This window comes from Pelagibius sp. Alg239-R121, from assembly GCF_947331435.1.
Taxonomy (GTDB): Bacteria; Pseudomonadota; Alphaproteobacteria; order Kiloniellales; family Kiloniellaceae; genus Denitrobaculum.
Genome location: NZ_CAMZOF010000016.1, coordinates 60,087 through 80,586 on the forward strand (window position 1 = coordinate 60,087; position 20,500 = coordinate 80,586).

Sequence of the window (20,500 nt, forward strand, 5' to 3'; positions counted from 1 at the left end):
GATATTAGAACCCAAGGAGTTTTTTTATGCTCTAGGATATCACCCTGGTTATGTTCAATTTTACACGGGAAAAAATGACAAGTGCCGGGTCCAATGCTGAATTTCAACGGCCTCAATGCAATTTTTCACGCCGCACGGCGCCGACAAGAGTCGACTATTGCTTTCGAGCTTAAACAAGGCATTGGTCAATTTGTCTTTATGATGTTTTTTGCCGATGAAGACGATGACGCTTCGCGGGATCATCTACACCTGCTACTTCGCCGAACCGGCGTTATGCACACACTCAAAATGTATGGAAGCCGGTGGAAAGGGGAATTCAATCTCTTCCACAGTGCTCTGCTCAAACTAGAGAACGATGTAAAGGCGGAGCTAGGTATACAAGGAGGCAGCACAGCATTTGACAGCGTAAAATTTTTCACTGAACTCAACGCTCGGGTGCCTCAAACTCTTCCGCTCGTGCGAAGCATCCCTGTTGTAAGAGAAAATCGCGAAGCAATTAAAAGGCTGAGAAAGATCGTGGACGAAGCCACGAAGGTTTATTTGATTGGCCCTCAACATTTGCCGGAAGGTAAGGCTCCTCGTGAAAAGACATTGCGTAAGCTCTATCTGCACATTGATGCGCCGCCGACTCAACTCACCGAATTTATCACCCTCCTAAAACAACGAAATATGACAGTTAGTTGGACAGACAACCCGGCTCGGCATCGACCGAACCTCGCTGAGCACAAGGTGTTAAGGTCGTAAGATGATCGGCGCGCATAGCAGCAGCTGCAGCAATCGGTACTTGAAGTCTCCCTGATATTAGGAGACTGTGCCCCCACAGTGCTAAAAAGAAGCGCTGGGGGTGTCGAAACCCTTCACAAAGCTCGGCTTTGAGGCCGGGCAGCGCTTGCTGGTCCAGGGCCTTGGCCTAAAGGCAGCGCACCTGTTGCTTTGTGCAGGTTTCGACTGCCCGGCCACCAGCCGGGATGCCCCATCAGGAACAGATAACTTCACAGCCGGTTCCATCGGAACCGGTGTGGAAGACGGGCAAAACGACGCGGGCAAGGTATGACACGCGGAATGAAGGCTGAAGCCGAACGGCATCGGCAACTCGGTGAAAAAATCCAGACGGTGCGCCGTCATAGCGGTAAGACACTGCAGGATAGTGCGGAAACTGTTGGTGTTTCCTTTCAGCAGTTTCAACGCTATGAGCACGGCCTCAATGCGATTTCCGCTGTGCGCCTGAAAGCGCTTGCGGAAAAATACGGGGTGACTCTGGAAGAGTTTTTCGATCCCGATAAGATTCCGTTTTTCAGACCACAATCCGGCACAAGGATATTGGGTCAGTCAGTTAAGCTTTGCAGAGCATTTGAGCGGATCGACAACAGCGACGTTCAAAAAGCGGTCTATCATCTGATTCTTGCGGCATCCGGTTCGCAGGATAAGCCATGAAAAAACGTAGCGAGCTGGCCCGCCTGAGCTACCGGAAAATAACCAGTCCCGTGCTGGTGGCTCGGACAACCGCCGAATTTTTTTCTTATCCGCAAAGTGTATTGCGCAAACGTATCCTTCGCGCCTGGGCCGAGCACGACCATGAAGCTGTCGTTTTCTTTAGCTCTTCGCTGCGGTTGCTGATTGCTGGAGAACAGCGTGGCAGTGACGAATCACAGGGATAGGGTCTGCTTCTCCAGTTACCTGCGTTGACCGTAGCGAAGCGGAGCAGAATTGGGCGGGCTGTCTCTGAGACCTTGTTTTCTCGCCTCTAGCGCGTCGCTAAATGTGAGAGGTTGGACGATCTAACTATAACTTTTGTTCGGGATATCGCCCAATTGGTTATTGATAAGCCGATCCGTTTTTTTCGACATTCCATTTAACGAAGCCGATGAATGACCCGTCTGGCGTTTCGGGGGTGGTGTTTTTTATGCGGAGCATGTTGCGCCACTCTGTCTCTAAAAAGTGGATATCATAGCCGTTGCTGAACCTTCGTGCGGTCTCATAGGTTTGATCTCTTAGAAAAATCTTATCGACCTCTGAAGGCTTTTCCAGCTCCTTGGGCATAGTATTTCGATTGATGAAAATCACCTGATCTGTATCAGCTAGATATTTCACCGCATAGTCGGGATCTGATGCCGGACAGTGCAGAATCCTACGCTAACGACGTTTCAGCTTTAGATTTTGCAACCGTCTGAGACATCTTGATTATGGGATGGGAAAAGACACCAAAAATCTCGCAGCAACACACCACTCTGGAGGTGTTTCTCAAACGAACGTTTGAGATAGCCGCCATTCATCGCGCATGGGGCCAACTAACACATCGCGGACGCAACGGACATCGATCGAACGTCGGCTTTTGCAAGATTTTGAAGCCTAATTCACGCCTCGCCGCAGCAATCGTCGCCTGCCTGGATTGGTGGGCAGGGCACCGTCGCGTAGGAACAGTACACGCAGCAGTCGCCCGGTACCGGTTTCAGAACCGTCTTGCAGCCCTTGCAGTCATAGAACCACTGACAGACATCGGTAGGCATGGTCTCAATTTCGACATGCCCGCATTCGGGACATGTTATCGTCGATTGAAGGATTACTGGGTCCTGCTGCGCTTCCATAAGGCGTATCCCGTGATGACCAAGAAGATTGCGAGTGCGGGAAGAAGGACGATATCGAGATAGCCGATCAGCGCCGACAGGCCGATTGCACCGAGCAATACGACCAACACCGGCGTAAAGCAGCAGATCGCAGCGATAATCGAGCCAATGATCCCGATCTGTAACAGGCGATCCTTCATCGTCTCTCCACCCAATATGTCCACATCGCGCGCGTTGCGTCCTGTTCCCAAAGCGGAGCTGTTACGGCTACCAAGAACAGGACTGAGCAAACGGTTGCGAGGATGACTGCGGCTCTCTTCCGCCTGACGCACCGTTTCCGACGCAGGATCAAGCTCGCCCATGCCAGGACCAACACACCGCCGATGCCGGCCAAAATGATCGACCTGTAGACCACGAAAGGCCCAAGAAGCGTCAGCCAGGTCCCGCCTAACCCGAGAATGGACAATCCGATTGGCAGGACACAGCAAGACGCCGAAAGCACCGCTAAAATGGACGCAAGCCCGAGCGCAGGTGCTGTCCACACCGGCTCTGACGGGCGATCTTCGATTTGCCTAACAGGACGCATAGTGGCTACATACATCCTGTAGCCACTACAGGATCAACAGAAAATGCAGCACATCGGCGAAGCCGCAAAACTGAGCGGTGTGAACATCGAGACCATTCGTTATTACGAGCGTGAAGGGATCGTCCCAACTGCTGAGCGAACAGCCTCCGGCCGACGGCTCTACGACGATGCGGCGATTGCCCGACTTCGCTTCGTTCGCCGGTGCCGCGATCTGGGTTTCCCAATCGCCGACATCCGGACATTGCTCGGTCTGTCGAGTAATGCGTCGAAGCCCTGCAGCGAAGTCAAAGAGATTAGCCAACGTCATCTGGACGATGTTCGCGCTCGACTATCGGACCTGCAAAACCTCGAAGCCGCACTCGTCGATCTTGTTCATGAATGCGCGAGCGCACGCTCGGAGTGCCCGGCCCTGAAACAACTGTTCGCCGACTAGTTTGTTTAGTACGGGGAACTGAATGCTGCCCTTCACGGCAACCCGTCAAATGTCGTAGAAGGGCTCATTCCGGCCATTCGCCACGATCCGCACGAACGGCAGCAATGAAGAAACCCCCGTTAGCGTAGGATTCTGCACTGTCCGGCATCAGACCCCAACTACTCGCTGAATCCGCGCGCCGGCGATCGCCGCTGCGTCTGACGCTGTTCGTTGGCAGCTGGACCGTCAATCAGTGCTGAGCTGGACGAGAGAGGCCGAGAACCGTGCAGAAACTGGTGAGAATCACGCTTTAAACCGGTTCAGCCGGTTCCGGCGGATCAATCACTAGCGTGCCGACCCATGCTTTTCGACGTAGTACTTCACGTATCCGATAAACGCGCCATCAGGCTTTTCCGGCATGGCTTTCTTCTGCGTCATCATGTTGCGCCATTCGCGTTCTAGGAAATGCAGATCATAACCAGCCGCAAACGTTCGGGCAGTTTCGAATGTTTCTGACTTGAGAAAGATCATATCGATTTGGCTGGTGTTCGTTGTCTCAGTATAGATTTCCGTGAAAGAATCACGCGGGCGGACTTTCACCAGATCGCCATTCAGCTCAAAGGTATAATCTGGAATATGCCCGTGCTTTTTATTGTCCTCGATGATTTTTGTTAGCATCCGGCGAAACTCTTTTAATGATGAGGTGGAGCCTGTGCGCTCATGCATCGTTTTTAGAGTAAAATGCCAATAGGTGTTCTGGCCGCACCATTTGCGGGCCAGCTCGTATAGCCGGCGCTCTAGTGGCTTTCTAAGACGGAAATAGTCTCTGCTGATCGTTAGTATCTCGCCGCCTTTTTCGTTGATAGCGTCGAACACCCAATCAGAAAGAGTTATTTCGACTTCTTGCATTCGTCCGTCACGTGTTTCCCGCACGATCTCAGCCGAATCAATGAAGCTAAAGACCTTCCATTGCTCTTTCCCGCCTGTAGTGATGTTCGTTTCGATCTGCGTGCCTTGAAGGCGCTTCAAGGTGTTGCGAAAATTTCGATAGCCTGGTCCTGTCGTGTCACGGTTCGTGACCTTCATCAAGTCATGCGCGTGAAAGCGCATTGTTTTGGAGATTTTCTGATTCTTGTTTAGGCGCGCCATACACTGAGAGATGCAATAAATGAGAACATCGCGGTCATGAACAGTTGCCAGCCCAATAGGGGAGGCTTCTAGATTTAAGTAAACGTCGCCATTGCGGTATTTGCGCGGGGTATGATCAGGTTTGGTCGATAGGGTAAAGAGCGGGTGTTCCATCGGTGCAATGTCGGACTTCGGTGCAGCATCAAAGATATCGCACACGAAAAAATCCGGTTCCGGGTGACGATCCGGGAGGAGGGGAGAGCGCTCTTTTTGATCGTTATCTGTCATTTTGGCGTTTAATCGGCTTGGATCATCTTCGTGATTTCACACACCAATAGCAATCTTCGTGATTTCACACACCGCGTCAATTGATTCGTGATTTCACACACCAACAGCAATCTTCGTGATTTCACACACCACGTCAATTGATTCGTGATTTCACACACCATAAAGATTGTGGATAACTTAAGGGCTCATTCGTGATTTCACACACCCACATTCGTGATTTTACACACCCAGGTTCGTGATTTCACACACCACGGATCAACAAGAAAGTCTTTTATTAAATATATTTCAATAACTTACAAATTTTCCGGAATCTGCAAACACTGACTCTAAACACATTTAAAACACTACAGCTTCGCAAGCTCAGCTAAAGCGGAATGCACCGGCATATGCCGGCACATAACCATATTTCAAAGTGCCCTTACGGGCACAAAAAGGAATCGAACAGCACAGCTGTCCGATAAGCATTTAAAAAACTCCGCCCTGCGCCCGATTCCGGACACAGCCCGGAACCCAGCCAAACAGATTCGTCACCATCAGACTCCAAGTCTGAAAAACCCCACAGGCCGAGAGACCGAGCAATTTGCTTGGCAAGGACAAGCAAGCGGATTTTTTGCAGCACATTCTTAAAACATCGAGCTAGCGGAGAGAGCATGGGAGCGAGAAGAATCTCGCGAGAATCACGCTTTAGGCCGGTTCTACCGGTTTCGGCGGATCTATCACCAGCAGTTCGTCGGAGCTGCTGCCGGCGATCGCGAGCGCTTGGTCGATCGATCCGGAGAGATAACCTTCGATCTCGCCCGGGCCGGGAAGGATCGCCGGCACCCGGTGATGAAACTCCCGGAAGCGAGGACCTGGTTCCGTCGTGATGATCGTGAAGCTCAGCAGCTCCAGGTCTTTGTTGTAGTCGTATAGCCCCGCGAGCATGACTGGCCCGCCGCCGGCGAGCGTGACACGGTGTTTGGTCTTGCCGCCCTTCGGCCCCGTCGACTCGTAGAAACAAGAAGTCGGTATGACACAGCGTTGCTTCTCAAGGGCATGCCGGTAGGATTTGGTTTCGCGAACGCCCTCGAGCTTCGCGTTGAAAGTATCGAAAGCCTTCTCTGAAAGTGGCTTGCGCCACCAGAAGGGAACCAGGCCCCATTGGGCTTCGACAGCCTCACGGACGTCATTGCGGACCCGGATGATCGGTGTTCCGTTCCACTCGCCCGCGGCTTTTGTCTTCTTGCGCATCGGAAAGCGGTCTTTCCCGCTGAAGAGCGGCAAAGGCTCGTTCGTCGTCAGACGCGCCAGGTCAACGATGTCTGCCCAGGAGAGGTTTGCCGTATCGAATGAGCCACACATGCCGCCGATCCCTTTGGTGGTTCGGAACAGCAGAATTCTGCGCCAGAAGATGATCAGCGATCAAGAAGAGGTAGGAGGGTTGATTTGGATAGGTGCGGATCCGGCCGAAAAAGTCGTCGCCTCTGGACGACCTTGTCGATAGGTGCGGCTCCTGCTGTTTAGCTCGACGAGAAACGGTCTGTTACAAAAAAAACAGGACCAGTGTGAGTTCCGGCCCTGCTTAGTTACCAAAAACAACAGCGAGTCAAAAAGAGACTCATTTCTCGGTGTTTGGGGAGCACCGAACACAAATGTAGGTATCCATGAAATGCTAACAAAAAAAATTATGGGTTGTGTTGCACTTTACGTTAGAGTTGCACGGTCACACGTCTAGGGCGCCGCGGCCGCGGTGACGAGCTGGCTGGCGCAGCCTCCAATGACATAAAAGATAAACGGAGGTAATGAGAACTGCTCGCTAAATCGACGAGCAATCGCGCTATGCGCGTTAAAACGGAGGCAAAAGTAGGACGTGAAGGGGAGTTTGGAGGGCTTTAGCGATCTTGTCGCAGTTGTTGAGCGATATGTTGGCGCGCCCGTTTTCGACTTTGTTTATGTAGGTGTTTGTAAGGCGTGTTCTTTCTTGAATGTCCTTGAGAGTGAGGCCCTGTGCGTTCCGCGTTCTCTTGCAGTTTGCTGCAAAGATGCTTAGCGCCTCGGAGATCTCGGTGTCAGACATAGGTATGCGTTCCCTCAAGCCATCTTGTTTCGCAGTCCATTTGTGCTCCTTCGAACAAATCTTCTCGCCATAACGTCCTTGAGAGATAGATCATTATAATTGCCATATCTAAGTTCAGTTTTGAACCGAAGCAACGAGATCTCGCCGCCGGCGAATCCCCCAAAAGAACAGGACCGGTTCGAGGCGTGGACCGGCCCTGCAAAGTTTTCAATCCGACATTGTTTATCGAGCAAGCAACGAGAAATGCACAATTATAAGTATTCTTAGACGGATATCAATAATACAAAAAGTTGTATTCGTGTAAGCAATATAGTTGTGCGGGCGCCGCGGCCGCGGCGAAGTAGAAAGGCCGCGCCGGCCGGCGCGTAATCTTCTGTTTTCATGAGTTCGCCGGAGCAATCGGCTGCGCCGGCATCAAGGGGCGAGTGCGCCGGCGGCGCATTCTCCAGTTCGCCCGAGTCCTCGCTACGCTGCGGGCCGCACCAGCTTCCTTTCGAACCCCTTGACCCCGTCCCATCCGAGCACTCGGCGGGCTGTGCCCCCTCCCTTCGCTGCGGTGAAGTTCTGACGACCTTCACCCCACCAAGGAACGAGGTCACACCCCACTGGCGAAGAGAGGACAAAGCCATATGACCACGACAGCACAGACCGATTGCGGAGAGAGCGGAACCAACGGCGCAACCGAGGCAATGCGCAGGGTCTCTATCATCGGAAAACAGAACGACCGCTATCGCAGCACGTTGAACGGCGATGCGGAGATCAAAGGAAAAATCGTCACCACGCCCGGCATCCGCGAGAACGGGCCGGACTTCCTCATGGCGGCCCTACGGGCGGTGCGGGACTTCAAAGAATTTTCATCGGACAACGATCCGTACAACGAACACGAATTCGGCTCGGTAGAGGTCATGGGGATCAAGATCTTTTGGAAGATCGATATCTATGACGCCGCTTATCAATACGGCTCTTCCAAACCTGCCGACCCGTCACAAAGCCGCAGGGTCCTGACCCTCATGCTGCCAATCGAATACTGACGGCAAAGAAAAAGGGGAGCGCAGCGAGGCCCTCCCCTTTCTCCATAAGAACTCAAAACGAATTTTTCCCGAGGACTGAATACATGAATACCGCAGTTGAAACCACACCCACCACCACCGAAGGCCGGGCGCTTGAGAACTTCGCGATTGACCGGCTGGTTCTTTCGCCCCTGAACCCACGTCAGAGCGTAAGCGATGCTGAGATCGAAGCTTTGGCCGGTTCGATCCGTTCGGTTGGGCTTCTGCAAAACCTCGCAGGCATCGAGGAAGACGGCAAAATCGGAATCGTCGCCGGAGGCCGCCGCCTGCGGGCGCTCAAGTTGATCGCTGAGCAGGACGGCAAGGCCGATATGAGCGTTCCGGTGATCCTGGCCGAAAACTCTCTTGAAGCCCAGGCTTGGGCCAACAGTGAAAACGTTGCGCGGGCGGCATTGCATCCGGCGGAGGAAATCCGGGCTTACCGCAAGATGGCCGAGACCGGCGCGCCGGTGGAAACAATCGCCAAAGCCTTCGCCGTTACAGTCCGCCACGTCAAAGGCCGGATGCGGCTGGCAGATCTGCCGGAGCCGATCCTTGAAGCGCTCGCTGCAGACGAAATCACCCTCGATGCGGCAGCGGCCTACACCGTGAGCGCCGATCCCGAGCGCCAGCTTGAAGTCTTCGAGCGCATGAAGACTTTCTGGCACGGCCAAGAGCCTCAGCAGATCAAGCGGAACCTGATGGCCGAGAGCGGCGACGGCACCGATAAACATGTTCGCTTTGTTGGCCGGGAAGCTTACGAAGCCGCAGGCGGCGCCATTCGCGAAGACCTTTTCGGGGAACAGATCTTTTTCCTGGACCGGGAATTGTTGGCCAAGCTTGCAGAGGAAAAGCTTGAAGCCGTCGCGAAGGAGATCCGGGGTAAGGGCTGGAAGTGGGTTGAAACGGCCCTGGAGCGTCCGGACTGGAACATCCTAAGCAAGATGGAGCGCACCTATCCCGAACAGGCGGAACTCAGTGAGGAAGACGCAGCGCGCTATGACGAGCTGGCGGAACTGATCGACAGAGGCGATGCGACGCTCGAAGAGCAAGAAGATTTCAAGCGGCTGGACGAAGAAAGCTTCAGCACTGATCAGATGGCCCATGCCGGTGTTGTTCTCTACCTCGACTATCGGGGCGAGTTTGACAGCGAATACGGCCTGATCAAACCGCAGGATCACGCCGCCTCGGTCGACGCGGGGATCTGCCGCTCCGTTACCAAGAGCGGGAGTACAACAGCCGAGAAGAAAGGCCCTTACTCTGCCGCTTTGGCCGAGGACCTGGCGAAAGTCCGCACGGGAGCGATCCAGACGGCGTTGCTGGCCAAACCTGAATTGGCCGTTGATCTCTTGACCTTTCTGCTGTCCACGCCGGTATACGATAGGATGCATCCGCTTGGTCTCAGAACGGACCGCGCCGACAACGCGCCGGATGACGATGAAGGTTTGGATTTACCCGAGGCCCTGCAGGGCAAGTCTCTCCCTGCGCCTATGGAGGCTAAGAAGGCGGCGAAAACCTTCACGGCGTTTCGGGCTAAGCCCAAGAAAGAGCGCAACCGGCTGCTGACCGAGAGCATTGCCAAGCTCTTTTCCACGAAGCTTGCAGGCGAGAAGTATGGGGACTTGGCCGAGGCGGTTGCCGACTTGGCGGCGACCGATGTCCGGGCAGTCTGGACACCGACAGAGGGCTTTTTCAATCGTCTCAAGGCGGCGCAACTGGATGCCATCTTGGGCGAGGTCAAGGGCAAGGCCGTCACTGCAGACTTCACCAAACTCAAGAAGAAAGACAAGACCGCGTTCCTGCATCGGCTCTTTAACGAAGAGACGGCCCGCAAGGATCTGGACGCGGCGGCGCAGGCGCGGATCGCGGCGTGGCTGCCCGAGGGGATGGCCGTGAAACAACCTCAAGCCAAGGGGGGAAAGTCCTCGCCGTCCAAGGCTTGAACTGGCCGGGGAAGGGTCGCTCGTTTGTGCCCTTCCCCGCCGTCTTTTCCTGATTCCCATGACTGCAAACGTAGCTACGAAGCAGACGCGTAGCTGAGAGCGCCGCCGGCGCTCAATCCTTTGTCCCCCTGCATAGCAGACGTCACAGCGGGGAAGCCAGGGACAGCCGCCCCTCTCTCCCCGAAGCTAAAAGCTTCGTCCCGTGTTGTCGGCCGCAGGCCGCCTGCCCGCTCCATTCCTCGCTTTTAGCTTTCCCCTCCCCTCCCCGTGCTTCGCCAGCAGGTCAAGGAAGATGCCGCGCATCTCCCTATCGGGATTAAAGAAGGACAACACCATGGCTAAACTGACCAAAGCTCAGGCGAAAGCACACGCGCAGGCCTGCGAACTTCTGCAAAAGGACGAACTGACTTTCGAGGAAAAGTGGTTCGTCTATGAGAACTGGCAGGAAGGCGCGACCCATGAGAACGGCGCAGCCGGTGCGTTCTTTACACCGGTCGAATTGGCCGCTGACTTCAAGCTGGAAATCTGTGGTTCCAAGGTCATCGATCTTTGCGCGGGCATCGGTGTTTTGAGCTTCCTGCATTATCACCGCCAGACCCATATGACCCCGCCAGATGTGACCTGCATCGATATCAACCCGGCTTACGTCGAGGTCGGCAAGAAGCTGTTTCCAGAGGCGACTTGGATTTGCGCCGACATCTTCGATGTGGCCCGCGATCTTGGCCGCTTCGATGTAGCAATTGCCAATCCGCCTTTTGGCCGTCGCGTCCATGCTCCAAACCTGCGCTACCAGGGAGCCGAGTTCGAATACAAGGTTATCGATCTGGCGTCGGATCTTGCCACATACGGCGCTTTCATCATCCCGCAGAAGTCGGCCGGTTTCGTTTATTCAGGCGTACGATGCCATGAACGGCGTGAGACGGCGGAATACAAGAAATTCGCCAAGGCGACAGGCCTGAACCTGGAAGCAGGATGTGGCATCGATACGGCGATGTATCGGGACGACTGGCACGGCGTATCCCCGGCATGCGAGATCGTCACCTGTGAGTTCCCGGAGCGCACACCGGCCCCTGCCCTGGAGTTCCAAAGCATTACCCCGCCAATGACGCGGGATCAACTGAGCCTCTTTTGAGGCTCACCCCCCCCAGTTTTTGCGAATGAATCATTGTTGTGTATCGTACGATACAAGAAGCGGATATCCATATGGCACCTACCGAATCACTGACGCCCCCAACCCCGACTCAGTACGGGCGATTGCAGCGGGCTTACGACAGCTTCAATGCGGAGCTTTTTGCGGGAGAGCTACCGCCCTGCCTGATCACATTGCAGCGTCAGAAGAAGGTCATGGGCTATTTCTCGCGGCAGCGCTTTGTGGCCGAGGACGGCACTGCGACCGACGAGATTGCCATGAACCCGGAGTTCTTCGGCAAAGAACGCGTCATCGAGGTCCTGCAAACGCTTGTCCATGAAATGTGCCACCTCTGGCAACATCACTTCGGCAACCCGGGCCGCGGTCGCTATCACAACGAAGAATGGGCCGACAAGATGGAGTCTATCGGTCTGATGCCGTCCAGCACCGGCAGGCCTGGCGGCAAGCGCACTGGCGACCGGATGAACGATTATCCCCTGGAAGGCGGCGCGTTTCTGGAGGTTGCGAAGGCTCTCTTGGGCGAGGCCTTCGACATCCCCTGGGCGGATCGATTCTCAATTGCCGCGCCGGTCTTGCTCGATAGCAACGAGGATGGAGAGAGCGAAGACGGCGGCGGCGCGGAAGCCGCCCCAGCCCCGCGCAGCAAGGTCAAGTACAGCCATGAATGCAACGAAGGACGTGTGCTGAATGTCTGGGGCCGTCCAGGCCTGAAGCTGGTCTGCGGCGACTGCGGCAAGGTCTACGAAGCAGACCTGTAGCGGAGAGCGCCGATTTTCGCCGATGTCATCGACGACAACTGGGCCCACAACTTCAGCATGAGCCAGGCCGCTCCATGTGCCCTGGCCCTTCAACATCTGGATGAATGTGCTGGTTGGAACGGATGGGGCTACGTTTGGGAAGTACCGGTTTCAAAGCCGGGGAGTTAAGTGGTGCTGCGGGGCGCTGGATGACTTCATCGCGGTCGGGGCCGCCTGCCCGCAGGTACGACGAGCGTGAATGGGGTGGGATGGTCCCGGCGGAGTAGGTGGTGAGCATTGGTGCAAGCACGTGAACGACTTGACCCTCTGCCTCGCGCTCCGCGCTCTCCGGATTCCGAGAGGCAAAGCCAGGGACGACAGTCATCCAGACCTGAGCCGTTGCGATTGGCTGCCCCAACAAAACTCGATTCTAAAATGCGGTCACTTAGTCAGTCCTTCGAGCCATGAGAATATAACTCATGGGAGGCTTTATGTTCAGCTCGCCCACTCGAGAGTAACCACTGTCAAGATCGGTTTCGAGCTCGCGAATGTACTCGATCTTCAAGCCAGCGTCGATAACCGCCTGGAGAATTGAACTGAAGCTGTGATGATACCAGTACACTGTCTCCGATCCGTAGACTTGGTTCGAATAATAGTCGAGGCCTTTGTCCGAGGCGACCGGTTCGTCAGAGAAGTACGAGTAGTGAGGAACAAGTGGCTCGTCCTGTTTGCATTCTCTATCCAACTTGAACATTTCCAAAAATGGATGAGTCTCGTGAATTGTCAGGATACCATCCGGCTTCAGCACGTTCCGAACAATTCGGAAATACTGCTGCAGATCCCCCATCCAACATAGCGCACCCGATGTCGCCACGAGCACATCGGCAATCTCTTCATAATCGGAACCGATAAGATAAATGTCAGTTTCAACGATCTCTATTTCGAGACCGCTCAGCGCAACCAATTCTCTTGCTTGAAGAACAAACTCTTCCGAGAAATCGAACCCTACTCCCCGCGCGGCGCCAAGTTGGACGAGCGAGATCAACTCCCTCGCGTTGTTACAATTGAATTGGACGACGGTCTTGTTGGTTAGATCAATCTGCTTCAATGCTTCCCGCAACTCAGGACGAACGTATGCCCCTCTGACCTCCGCCAGACTCCTTTTAACTTCCTCTAAAGCGAGTTCAGCGTGCCGCGGCGCGACTTCATTCCAAGCCTTGCGATTCTGAGCAATGATATTGGTAACTGTCGTCATTCGCGTTCCTCCAAGGGATAGGGCTTAATAGATGAGGCAGTTTGATACCGACTTGATTGACTGGTAAGAATCATCATCAGTAAGGCCGCGGCCAGAAGCGCAAACAGCAATGTGACAACCAACGGGAAGCCATCCGGTCCGAACTCGTCCATGGCTTTGCCTGCCAATGGTGTCCCGATAATTCCGCCAATCCCCCAAGCCGCTCCGCATGCCGCCGTAGCGCCGACAAGCCGAGATCCCGAGAAAATCTGTCCAATGCGCACCAGGGTAAGAGAATAGATTGCGTAGTAAGTTCCCCCCCAGATGAAGACCGCTACAGCTAAGCCGACCGTCATTTCAGTCAAAACCAGGAAAGTGGCCGAGATAATCGTGGATACGACTGAGCAGACGAACATCAGCCACAGTCGCGAGATTGAGTCTGCAAGCCAGCCAATAGGGTACATGAGCAGGAAACTCCCCGTAGTCATCAAAACAACGAGAAGGTTTGCCTCCGCTTCGCTCCTGCCAATTCCGAGCCCGTAGATTGGTAGGAGGGACAGGGCGCTTTGGTCGGCAAACGATACAAACACAACGGCGAGCAGAAGCACCGGGATCCGAGTAAAAAACCCCCACATGGAGACTGGCTGAGTGGAAAAGCCAATAAGTCTGATCCGCTGTCGCACCATGAACAAAGGGATCATCGCGATTAACGGGAGCGCGACGCCAAAAACGAACGGGAGAACAGACCCACTTCCAAAAATCGCCAATATTCCGGGACCAAGGACAAAACCGAGGGAAAGAGACATTGAATACAATCCGATCACTCTGCCTCTTATGGAATCGGAAATAATTTCATTTATGCATGTATCCGATGCGACAAAAATTAGTGTCAGTATGACACCAGAAACAAACCTCAGAAGCATCCAGACAAAGTAGTCCTCAATCATGAAGACCAAAAACAGGCAAACGCCAACACTCAACAAACCAACCTGCATAACAGCATAAAGCCCCAACCGGGCGACAAGGCGAGGCGCAAATGTGCCAGCAATTAACATGCCGACTGGCATCATTGCTGCGTTTACTCCTATCAGCCATCTGCCATAGTCATTTTGCTCAAGAAGCAGCGCGAGCAGCGGATAAGTGAGGCTTTGTACAATCCCGTAAATTCCCACGCTTGCGATTAAAGCCGCAATCACTAGCTGGGGGTTGCGCACGCTGATAGACGCTTCTTGTGACATCTCGGTCATGATGGACAATCCTTCACTTTAGAAACGCCGTTAATCAGGGCGCACGTAGGATGGAAGCTGTCGCGCGACGACGTCGGCGACATATTCATCTTTCCACTCCAGGTCTGGATTATCAGCGGCGAGGTAGCACAGATTATTGTCGTCGATGTAGGGCTTTGACTCTGAACGGAGGTTCATGTTCAGGGTGATCCGACATCCCTGCGAAATCGGCTCAACCCGGTGCATCAGTCTCATCAACTGCCCCAAGATAGAATAGTTCAGCCGGTGCCGGATGCTGAGTATTTCACTATCAAGGATGGTCTCACCTTGGTTATAGACTCTCGCCATTCCGACCTCCGGATTACCGCAATAGAGTTGGAGGTCACCACCAACAAGCCGATCAATAGACAGAGGCACCATCTCCGTGATCGGTATCCCGTCGCAATGCCAAACAATCGACCCATCACTATTGCAATCCTGAAAGGTAATGATCGTTGAAATAACTGACAGTGGATATACCTCGAGGTTTGTACCAGCAAAGTCTGAGAGCATTTCCAGTCTGCCGTCGAAGTGAACCAGTTCCGCTATTTCAGGGATGTAGCGTTGAGCCCCGCGAATATACATCAAGTTTAAATGACGCTTCTCTGCATGCGTGTGCCTGAGCTTAATCGCCTTTCGACAAATTTCCTCGACCAGATCACGTGGGTAGGGGTGCCGGAACTGTGTGACCCCTAAATCCGACGACTTTGTGTAAGTCGGCTCGCCAAGGATACTGTCTCTGGAATTGCGGATAATGACGTCGCGTTCGGCTGGCATAGGAACTCTCCAGTGAGGTTTACGTGATCATGCGCAAGTGGGATCGCTGCCGAAGACATCGAAAAGAGATGTCGGTCGATCTGCCTGGTGCTCACTGACGAAGAGTGTCGCGTACGAATATCCGTCCGCTTCGGGTATTTGATCTCCCGATAAAGCCATTGCTGTTTCGGATACCAGATTGAATATGTGATTTTGCTCACCTCGATCGAAAAATTTCCTTTGGCGAAAGTATTGACCGTTCAACTGGCGTGTTCGATATCCAATACTCGCAAGACTATCAATCGCTGGCGAGTAATCGAACGGACGCATTACAAAAGATACGATAACCGGTCTAGAGCAACCATAGGTATGGTCTAGTATCTTCATAAGTGTTTGATCTGTGATATAGCCGAAACATCCTGTTGAAACGATCAAGTCGATGTCTTTTGGTATTTTATCGAGATCGACCTGTCCGTCCTGTTCTAGATCTGCACCGACACCAGACTCTAGCAAGCCAACGTCAATCGCATACTTTACAGCGTTTATACTACTATCTATTCCGTAGAAATTTAGATAGCTTCGAGATGGCATAAGTGAGTATTTTACCGAAGAAATATTTGATGATTCTCTGAACATTTCTTTTGTATACACTGAATACAAAAAATTAAGAGTGAGGTTATACTTTATGAGTGCGGAAAGCACGCCATAAGAGCAACCAATATCCAAAATATTTAGCTGTTCCAGTCTCTTACAGCTTTTCAACTCGTACAATAAAAATTCGATGCATGGCCGGGCGTTTTCTGGGATCTGATAATCCAGGGTTGCCATAGTTGAAAAATACTGGGTTGGTTCAGAAGCGTTGTAGATTTCTCGAAAGTCTCGCTTCTGTTGGTTGATTTTAACGCTAGATACGCTCGACATGATTGCTCCCCGTAGGTGCCTTGAACTGCCATCTACAAAAGTCGTTTTACACCAAAAACGAGAAAAAACAACTATTAAAAATAAAATATATTAGTAAAGCATCTATAGGTAGTATCTGCGTGCGCATATTTGGTAGACCACCAAGTCCCTCTTGGGCGAGGCCTTCGATATTCCCTGGGCAGATCGCTTTTCCATTGCTGCGCCCGTACTGCTCGATACCGATGAAGAGGGAGACAGCGAAGGCGGCAACGGCGGCGCTGAAGCCGCACCGGCGCGCAGCAAGGTCAAGTACTGCCACGAATGCAACGAAGGCCGGGTTTTGAATGTTTGGGGCCGTCCAGGCCTGCAACTGGTCTGCGGCGACTGCGGCAAGGGCTATAAAGCCAACATGTAGCGGAGAGTGCTGCCGGCGCTCGCTCTTTTGTCCTCCTGCATTGTCCCATTCAATCGGATAGGGGCAGGATTCCGATTGTCCGGACAGAACGTCTCCGGGACCTGCGTTTTCCGATTGATGAAAGCTGGCCTGGGTCGCTTCATCGAAAACGCAAATCACGGAGACGCAATATGTCGAGCAACCACTTCATCCTCTCGATCAAACTGGACTTTCCCGTTGGTGTTACCGAGCTGGTCGCCTTTCAGCCCAAGGCCACCGACGATGACCAGGTCACCGGATAACTGCCAAGGGGCGCTGCCAGCCGCAGCGCCCCTGCTCTTGCGCCGATCAGATTGCAGCGTCAGAGCAGTTAGTTAAGCAGGCCTTCTTGCCAAGATCAGGATCGCCGCGTGAAGAACGATCACGAGGATGGCCGAGACGATATGAATCGTAAGCGTGGCCGGGATCGTTACAAAAATCCAAGTCGCAAGTGGGAAGAACAACAGGATGCCAGTCCAAAGTCCCGGATTGTATTTCCGGAACTTGACCGCCCAGGCTACGTGCAAGACCCCATTGATCGCCAGCAGATAGGCCACCAGCACACTCCAGCTCGGCATGAATGATGCGACGTGGAAAACCGCCAGCAGGAAAAACCAGACGAAGATCACGTTGATGATCCAGACATGTGCGGGAGAGAGCCCCTTTTTGTCCGCGCCCAACATGCCGTTTAGGAACTCAGCAAAGCGGTTGTCATCATGTTCCTCATACTGGTGGAACATATAGACCGGCAGAGACAAAAAGAGTGGCAGGGCAATTGCCGTTCCAATGAATGGGTAAAGACCAATGAGCAGTAATGCGATCGGCGGGGTGGCATAGGCCCAGTTTTGGAAGAGGCGATTTTGCATTTCCTGCGTGTCTCCTTGGTTGGTGCAACTCTGAAAAGTACCCGTTTGCTATGTGTATCCTCGCATCGGCTACGAAGCCAACGCGTAGCAGAGAGCGCCGGCGGCGCTCACCCCTTTCCCTTAAATGGACGCTCGATTTTTCAAACAAAGGGTTCTGATGGATTGCCGCCGCGGCCGCGGCGAAGTTGAGAGGCCGCGCCGGCCGGCGCGTATCTTCTGTTTTCATGAGTTCGCCGGAGCAATCGGCTGCGCCGGCATCAAGGGGCGAGCGCGCCGCCGGCGCATTCTCCAGTTCGCCCGAGTCCTCGCTGCGCTGCGGGCCGCACCAGCTTCCTTTCGAACCCCTTGACCCCGTCCCATCCGAGCACTCGGCGGGCTGCGCCCCCCTCCCTTCGCTGCGGTGAAGTTCTGACGACCTTCACCCCACCAAGGAACGAGGTCACGCCCCACTGGCGAAGAGAGGACAAAGCCACATGACGACACCATCTCAGACCGATTGCGGACAGGACAGCACGGCAGGCACCAACGAGACTCTTATTCTTCCCGGCCAACGCGTTCGGATGCTGGAGAACTTCAAGGACCAGGACAGCGATCATGCGCCAGTGGTCAAGTGGCTCTGCCCTTGGAACGGCGCTCTTTGGCTCCTGACAACAATGGACCCTGATAACGAGGATCTTCTCTATGGTCTCTGCGATCTGGGTGGAAACGGCGATTTCGACCTCGGCACCATTTCGCGCGCCGAGGCTGAAGCCATCACCGGCGTCGGCGGTCAGAAGATTATGCCACTGCCTTACTTTCGACCTCTGGCGACCCTCAGCGTTTACGCAGAGGCCGCAACGCAGGTGGAAAGCACGATCTTTGGGATTGGCGATCTGCTGGCCGCCTATCAGCGCCTCGCGGAAGAGGCCCGAAAGTCCGGTAGTCCTCTAAAAGCGCGCTTGCTGGACGAAAGCGGCGAGACGATGTCGTTTCCCCTCGCCATGGGGCTTCAGGCCATCCGTTGAAAAGGTTGGCCCAATGAGAGTGAAAGCCTTCATCAAAATCCTGCGCGAGATCGATCCGGGCAAAGACGGTTACACCAAGTTCCGGGACTTCCTCACCATGGCGAGTTGCGCGCTCGCCAAGAAGACCGCCGAGCCAGCCCGGGCCGAGGCCCTGGAAGAGCAATATATGCAGGTCGTACGGAGCTACCGGAAGAAAGACGATGTGCGCCGCATGCCCGAACTACTGGCTATGGTCTTCGACCAGACCGGACAGAGAAGCGACTTTCTCGGGAACGTCGCCGGCGAGCTTGGTTTGCTGGAAGGCGCAAACGGTCAATTCTTCACGCCCTACGAGGTCTGCCGTTTGATCGCCGAGATCAATTGCGGTGATCTTGATCGGAGCCTTGAACAGAAAGGCTTCATCACCCTGCAGGAACCCGCCTGTGGTGCGGGTGCAATGTTACTGGCGATCGCCGACGTCATCGAGGACAAGGGCCATGATCCGGCAAGCTGCCTTTGGATCGAAGCCATCGACATCGCTGAACTGCCCTACCGCATGTGCTTTTTGCAGCTTGCCTGCCGCGGCCTATCGGGGCGCGTCTGGCGCGGAAACACCCTCTCTATGGAAATGTTCGAATCCTTCACCTTGCCGGGGAGTTTCGGGTTTCTGGACAAACACGGCAGCCCCTTTGCGACCGACGAAAGCCAACCCGAAAGCCCGCAGCCTCCCGCCGAAAGCGCCCGAGAGACAGCCATCAGTTTGCCATTACCAGACGGCGAACAGATGACGCTGTTTTAAAGCTTGTGTTTGCAATTTAGCTTCGATAATGGAGTAGACAATTATGAAAATCCGTACCGCATCCCTTCTATCCGTTTCCCTGATTTTCTGGGCCGCCTCCCCTCTTCACGCCAAGGAGTTGCACGGCGTTGTCACCCATGTTCGAGACGGCGATACCATCGAAGTCGGTTCGGTGCCGATCCGCTTGAACGGCCTTCACGCTCCCGAACTGGACACCACGGCCGGAAAGCGCGCGGCGGAATTTATGCAGAACCTCGTTCTGCATAAATCGGTCGTTTGCCGCCTGACCGGCAAGAAGAGCTACGACCGCTTTGTCGCGGTCTGCGAACTCGCAGGCAGGGACATTGCCGCCGAACTGGTCAAGGCTGGGCTCGGCCGCGACTGCCGGCGGTTTTCAAACGGTCGCTACGCGAAGCTGGAAACGAAGGGCGCGAAAGTCCTTCCGCTCCCCGGCTATTGCAAGCCGAGGAGCTGAGCCATGATCACACAGCAATGGATCGCGATAGTCGTTGTCGTCTTCGGCCTGGCTTATGCAATGGACCGGTGGTGGTACCAGCCCATGAAGGCGCGGGAAATGCGGCAAGAGCAGAGAGAAGGCGAGCGCTGCTATCAGGCTATGGGGGAAATCCTCCGCGAACGTGGCAATGTCGCCGCTGAACAGACCGGCGGACGGCTCAGCGGCTGCGGAAAGTATTTCGGAATGTCCTCGACCTTCGGATGACGGATAAATTCAGGTTCGCACGATCCCGCCACGACGAAGTTGCGCGGCCGCTTCATATCAGGGCGGAAAAACTACGCACGGCGACAGGGAGAACGAAAGAGTGATTTGCCCGTTTTGTGGGACACATGTCGATGATGGTTATACCGTTTGTACGGGGTGTGGCGCTCAATATAGAGCGAGTGGTGCTGCGTTCGTTATTGGTTTTTTTGGTGTCTGCTTCAGTCTCGCATTCGTAGTGGAAAGTCCCTTATGGGGGATCGTCTTTTCTGCGGTTTCGGCTTTTTTTATGTGGGCTGGAACGAAAAGGAGTTGGTATCGTCGCGATAAGTGAGCATCCGTAGGGCGCTGTAGAGCCCACAACTGACCAAAAAGCGTTGTTAGGATCCTAAACACGGTTTTTTAAAACCGGCAGTTTTGTGCGGGTTTTCGCGTAGAAAAATTGTCGTTGTCGCGCCGCTCAGCACAATGACGCGGCCAACTCCCCGCCAGATCGATGTGAGCGCGCCGCCGCGGTCGAACGAAGGTGAGTGTGCTCGCCCCGCAAGGGGGCCGGGCTTTATTCCGCTAGGCTCGTTCCTCACCAAGCTCCACCGAGCCTAAAGTCTCGGCCCATTCGGGTGACTATCCCTC

At 54.2% G+C, this 20,500-nt stretch carries 25 protein-coding genes; 14 read left to right on the forward strand and 11 right to left on the reverse strand.

Going from position 1 to position 20,500, the window contains the following annotated elements; translation table 11 throughout:
• Positions 1–93 precede the first annotated feature (93 nt).
• From QMZ18_RS34775 to QMZ18_RS34790, 4 genes are all read left to right on the forward strand, one after another.
• The gene (locus QMZ18_RS34775; protein ID WP_282611051.1) at positions 94–744 is read left to right on the forward strand and encodes a hypothetical protein; all 651 of its coding nucleotides are present in this window, start codon (positions 94–96) and stop codon (positions 742–744) included.
• 100 nt (positions 745–844) lie between these two features.
• Positions 845–1,054 (forward strand): hypothetical protein, encoded by a 210-nt coding sequence (locus tag QMZ18_RS34780; RefSeq protein WP_282611052.1) that lies wholly within the window; start codon positions 845–847, stop codon positions 1,052–1,054.
• Positions 1,055–1,062: 8 nt separating this feature from the next.
• Positions 1,063–1,434: a helix-turn-helix domain-containing protein gene (locus tag QMZ18_RS34785; protein ID WP_282611053.1), complete on the forward strand. Its 372-nt coding sequence runs from the start codon at positions 1,063–1,065 to the stop codon at positions 1,432–1,434.
• A complete protein-coding gene (locus QMZ18_RS34790; protein WP_282611054.1) occupies positions 1,431–1,658 on the forward strand; it encodes a hypothetical protein in 228 nt (75 codons plus the stop codon). Before QMZ18_RS34785 ends, QMZ18_RS34790 begins: the two co-directional genes overlap by 4 nt.
• A 157-nt stretch (positions 1,659–1,815) precedes the next feature.
• Here QMZ18_RS34790 and QMZ18_RS34795 read toward each other — a convergent pair whose 3' ends face one another.
• The 3 genes from QMZ18_RS34795 to merF form a co-directional block, all read right to left on the reverse strand.
• Positions 1,816–2,040, reverse strand: coding sequence for a hypothetical protein (locus QMZ18_RS34795; protein WP_282611055.1), 225 nt, complete (start codon positions 2,038–2,040; stop codon positions 1,816–1,818).
• 314 nt (positions 2,041–2,354) lie between these two features.
• The gene (locus tag QMZ18_RS34800; protein ID WP_282611056.1) at positions 2,355–2,585 is read right to left on the reverse strand and encodes a GDCCVxC domain-containing (seleno)protein; all 231 of its coding nucleotides are present in this window, start codon (positions 2,583–2,585) and stop codon (positions 2,355–2,357) included.
• Positions 2,561–2,764, reverse strand: coding sequence for a mercury resistance system transport protein MerF (gene merF / locus QMZ18_RS36990; protein WP_322097629.1), 204 nt, complete (start codon positions 2,762–2,764; stop codon positions 2,561–2,563). Before merF ends, QMZ18_RS34800 begins: the two co-directional genes overlap by 25 nt.
• A 429-nt stretch (positions 2,765–3,193) precedes the next feature.
• Here merF and QMZ18_RS34810 point away from each other — a divergent pair, with 429 nt between their 5' ends.
• Complete coding sequence (locus tag QMZ18_RS34810; RefSeq protein WP_282611058.1) at positions 3,194–3,583, forward strand: helix-turn-helix domain-containing protein; 390 nt, start codon at positions 3,194–3,196, stop codon at positions 3,581–3,583.
• 324 nt (positions 3,584–3,907) lie between these two features.
• Here the strand turns inward: QMZ18_RS34810 and QMZ18_RS34815 are convergent, their stop codons facing one another.
• From QMZ18_RS34815 to QMZ18_RS37160, 3 genes are all read right to left on the reverse strand, one after another.
• Positions 3,908–4,978 (reverse strand): replication initiator protein A, encoded by a 1,071-nt coding sequence (locus tag QMZ18_RS34815; protein WP_282611059.1) that lies wholly within the window; start codon positions 4,976–4,978, stop codon positions 3,908–3,910.
• Between the two features lie 684 nt (positions 4,979–5,662).
• Positions 5,663–6,319, reverse strand: a complete 657-nt coding sequence (locus tag QMZ18_RS34820) for an SOS response-associated peptidase (protein ID WP_282611060.1) — start codon at positions 6,317–6,319, stop codon at positions 5,663–5,665.
• Positions 6,320–6,803: 484 nt separating this feature from the next.
• Positions 6,804–7,034 (reverse strand): helix-turn-helix domain-containing protein, encoded by a 231-nt coding sequence (locus QMZ18_RS37160; RefSeq protein ID WP_367575969.1) that lies wholly within the window; start codon positions 7,032–7,034, stop codon positions 6,804–6,806.
• A gap of 629 nt (positions 7,035–7,663) precedes the next feature.
• Between QMZ18_RS37160 and QMZ18_RS34825 the strand changes: the two genes are divergently transcribed.
• From QMZ18_RS34825 to QMZ18_RS34840, 4 genes are all read left to right on the forward strand, one after another.
• The gene (locus tag QMZ18_RS34825; RefSeq protein WP_282611061.1) at positions 7,664–8,065 is read left to right on the forward strand and encodes a DUF3768 domain-containing protein; all 402 of its coding nucleotides are present in this window, start codon (positions 7,664–7,666) and stop codon (positions 8,063–8,065) included.
• An 83-nt stretch (positions 8,066–8,148) separates the two neighbouring features.
• Positions 8,149–10,026 (forward strand): ParB/RepB/Spo0J family partition protein, encoded by a 1,878-nt coding sequence (locus QMZ18_RS34830; RefSeq protein WP_282611062.1) that lies wholly within the window; start codon positions 8,149–8,151, stop codon positions 10,024–10,026.
• 334 nt (positions 10,027–10,360) lie between these two features.
• Entirely contained in the window at positions 10,361–11,158 is a 798-nt protein-coding gene (locus tag QMZ18_RS34835) for a methyltransferase (protein ID WP_282611063.1), read from the forward strand.
• A gap of 71 nt (positions 11,159–11,229) precedes the next feature.
• Positions 11,230–11,934, forward strand: a complete 705-nt coding sequence (locus QMZ18_RS34840; protein WP_282611064.1) for a SprT-like domain-containing protein — start codon at positions 11,230–11,232, stop codon at positions 11,932–11,934.
• Positions 11,935–12,358: 424 nt separating this feature from the next.
• Here QMZ18_RS34840 and QMZ18_RS34845 read toward each other — a convergent pair whose 3' ends face one another.
• The 4 genes from QMZ18_RS34845 to QMZ18_RS34860 are packed head-to-tail and all read right to left on the reverse strand — an operon-like array spanning position 12,359 to position 16,089.
• Positions 12,359–13,168, reverse strand: a complete 810-nt coding sequence (locus tag QMZ18_RS34845) for a class I SAM-dependent methyltransferase (RefSeq protein ID WP_282611065.1) — start codon at positions 13,166–13,168, stop codon at positions 12,359–12,361.
• Positions 13,165–14,394, reverse strand: a complete 1,230-nt coding sequence (locus QMZ18_RS34850) for an MFS transporter (RefSeq protein WP_282611066.1) — start codon at positions 14,392–14,394, stop codon at positions 13,165–13,167. Before QMZ18_RS34850 ends, QMZ18_RS34845 begins: the two co-directional genes overlap by 4 nt.
• 30 nt (positions 14,395–14,424) lie before the next feature.
• The gene (locus QMZ18_RS34855; RefSeq protein ID WP_282611067.1) at positions 14,425–15,189 is read right to left on the reverse strand and encodes a hypothetical protein; all 765 of its coding nucleotides are present in this window, start codon (positions 15,187–15,189) and stop codon (positions 14,425–14,427) included.
• A 27-nt stretch (positions 15,190–15,216) separates the two neighbouring features.
• Positions 15,217–16,089, reverse strand: coding sequence for a hypothetical protein (locus tag QMZ18_RS34860; RefSeq protein WP_282611068.1), 873 nt, complete (start codon positions 16,087–16,089; stop codon positions 15,217–15,219).
• A gap of 151 nt (positions 16,090–16,240) precedes the next feature.
• On the opposite strand from QMZ18_RS34860, the gene QMZ18_RS34865 reads away from it, so the two are divergent.
• Positions 16,241–16,483 (forward strand): hypothetical protein, encoded by a 243-nt coding sequence (locus QMZ18_RS34865; protein ID WP_282611069.1) that lies wholly within the window; start codon positions 16,241–16,243, stop codon positions 16,481–16,483.
• A 353-nt stretch (positions 16,484–16,836) separates the two neighbouring features.
• On the opposite strand, the gene QMZ18_RS34870 is transcribed toward QMZ18_RS34865, so the two are convergent.
• Positions 16,837–17,367: an HXXEE domain-containing protein gene (locus tag QMZ18_RS34870; RefSeq protein WP_282611070.1), complete on the reverse strand. Its 531-nt coding sequence runs from the start codon at positions 17,365–17,367 to the stop codon at positions 16,837–16,839.
• A 473-nt stretch (positions 17,368–17,840) separates the two neighbouring features.
• Between QMZ18_RS34870 and QMZ18_RS34875 the strand changes: the two genes are divergently transcribed.
• The 4 genes from QMZ18_RS34875 to QMZ18_RS34890 are packed head-to-tail and all read left to right on the forward strand — an operon-like array spanning position 17,841 to position 19,870.
• Complete coding sequence (locus tag QMZ18_RS34875; protein WP_282611071.1) at positions 17,841–18,371, forward strand: DUF2958 domain-containing protein; 531 nt, start codon at positions 17,841–17,843, stop codon at positions 18,369–18,371.
• A gap of 13 nt (positions 18,372–18,384) precedes the next feature.
• On the forward strand, positions 18,385–19,149 hold the full coding sequence (locus tag QMZ18_RS34880) for an N-6 DNA methylase (RefSeq protein ID WP_282611072.1): 765 nt from the start codon (positions 18,385–18,387) through the stop codon (positions 19,147–19,149).
• Positions 19,150–19,192: 43 nt separating this feature from the next.
• Positions 19,193–19,624 carry a thermonuclease family protein gene (locus QMZ18_RS34885; protein ID WP_282611073.1) on the forward strand — a complete coding sequence of 144 codons (432 nt, stop codon included), beginning with the start codon at positions 19,193–19,195 and terminating at the stop codon, positions 19,622–19,624.
• Positions 19,625–19,627: 3 nt separating this feature from the next.
• Entirely contained in the window at positions 19,628–19,870 is a 243-nt protein-coding gene (locus QMZ18_RS34890; RefSeq protein WP_282611074.1) for a hypothetical protein, read from the forward strand.
• The last annotated feature ends 630 nt before the right edge of the window (positions 19,871–20,500 follow it).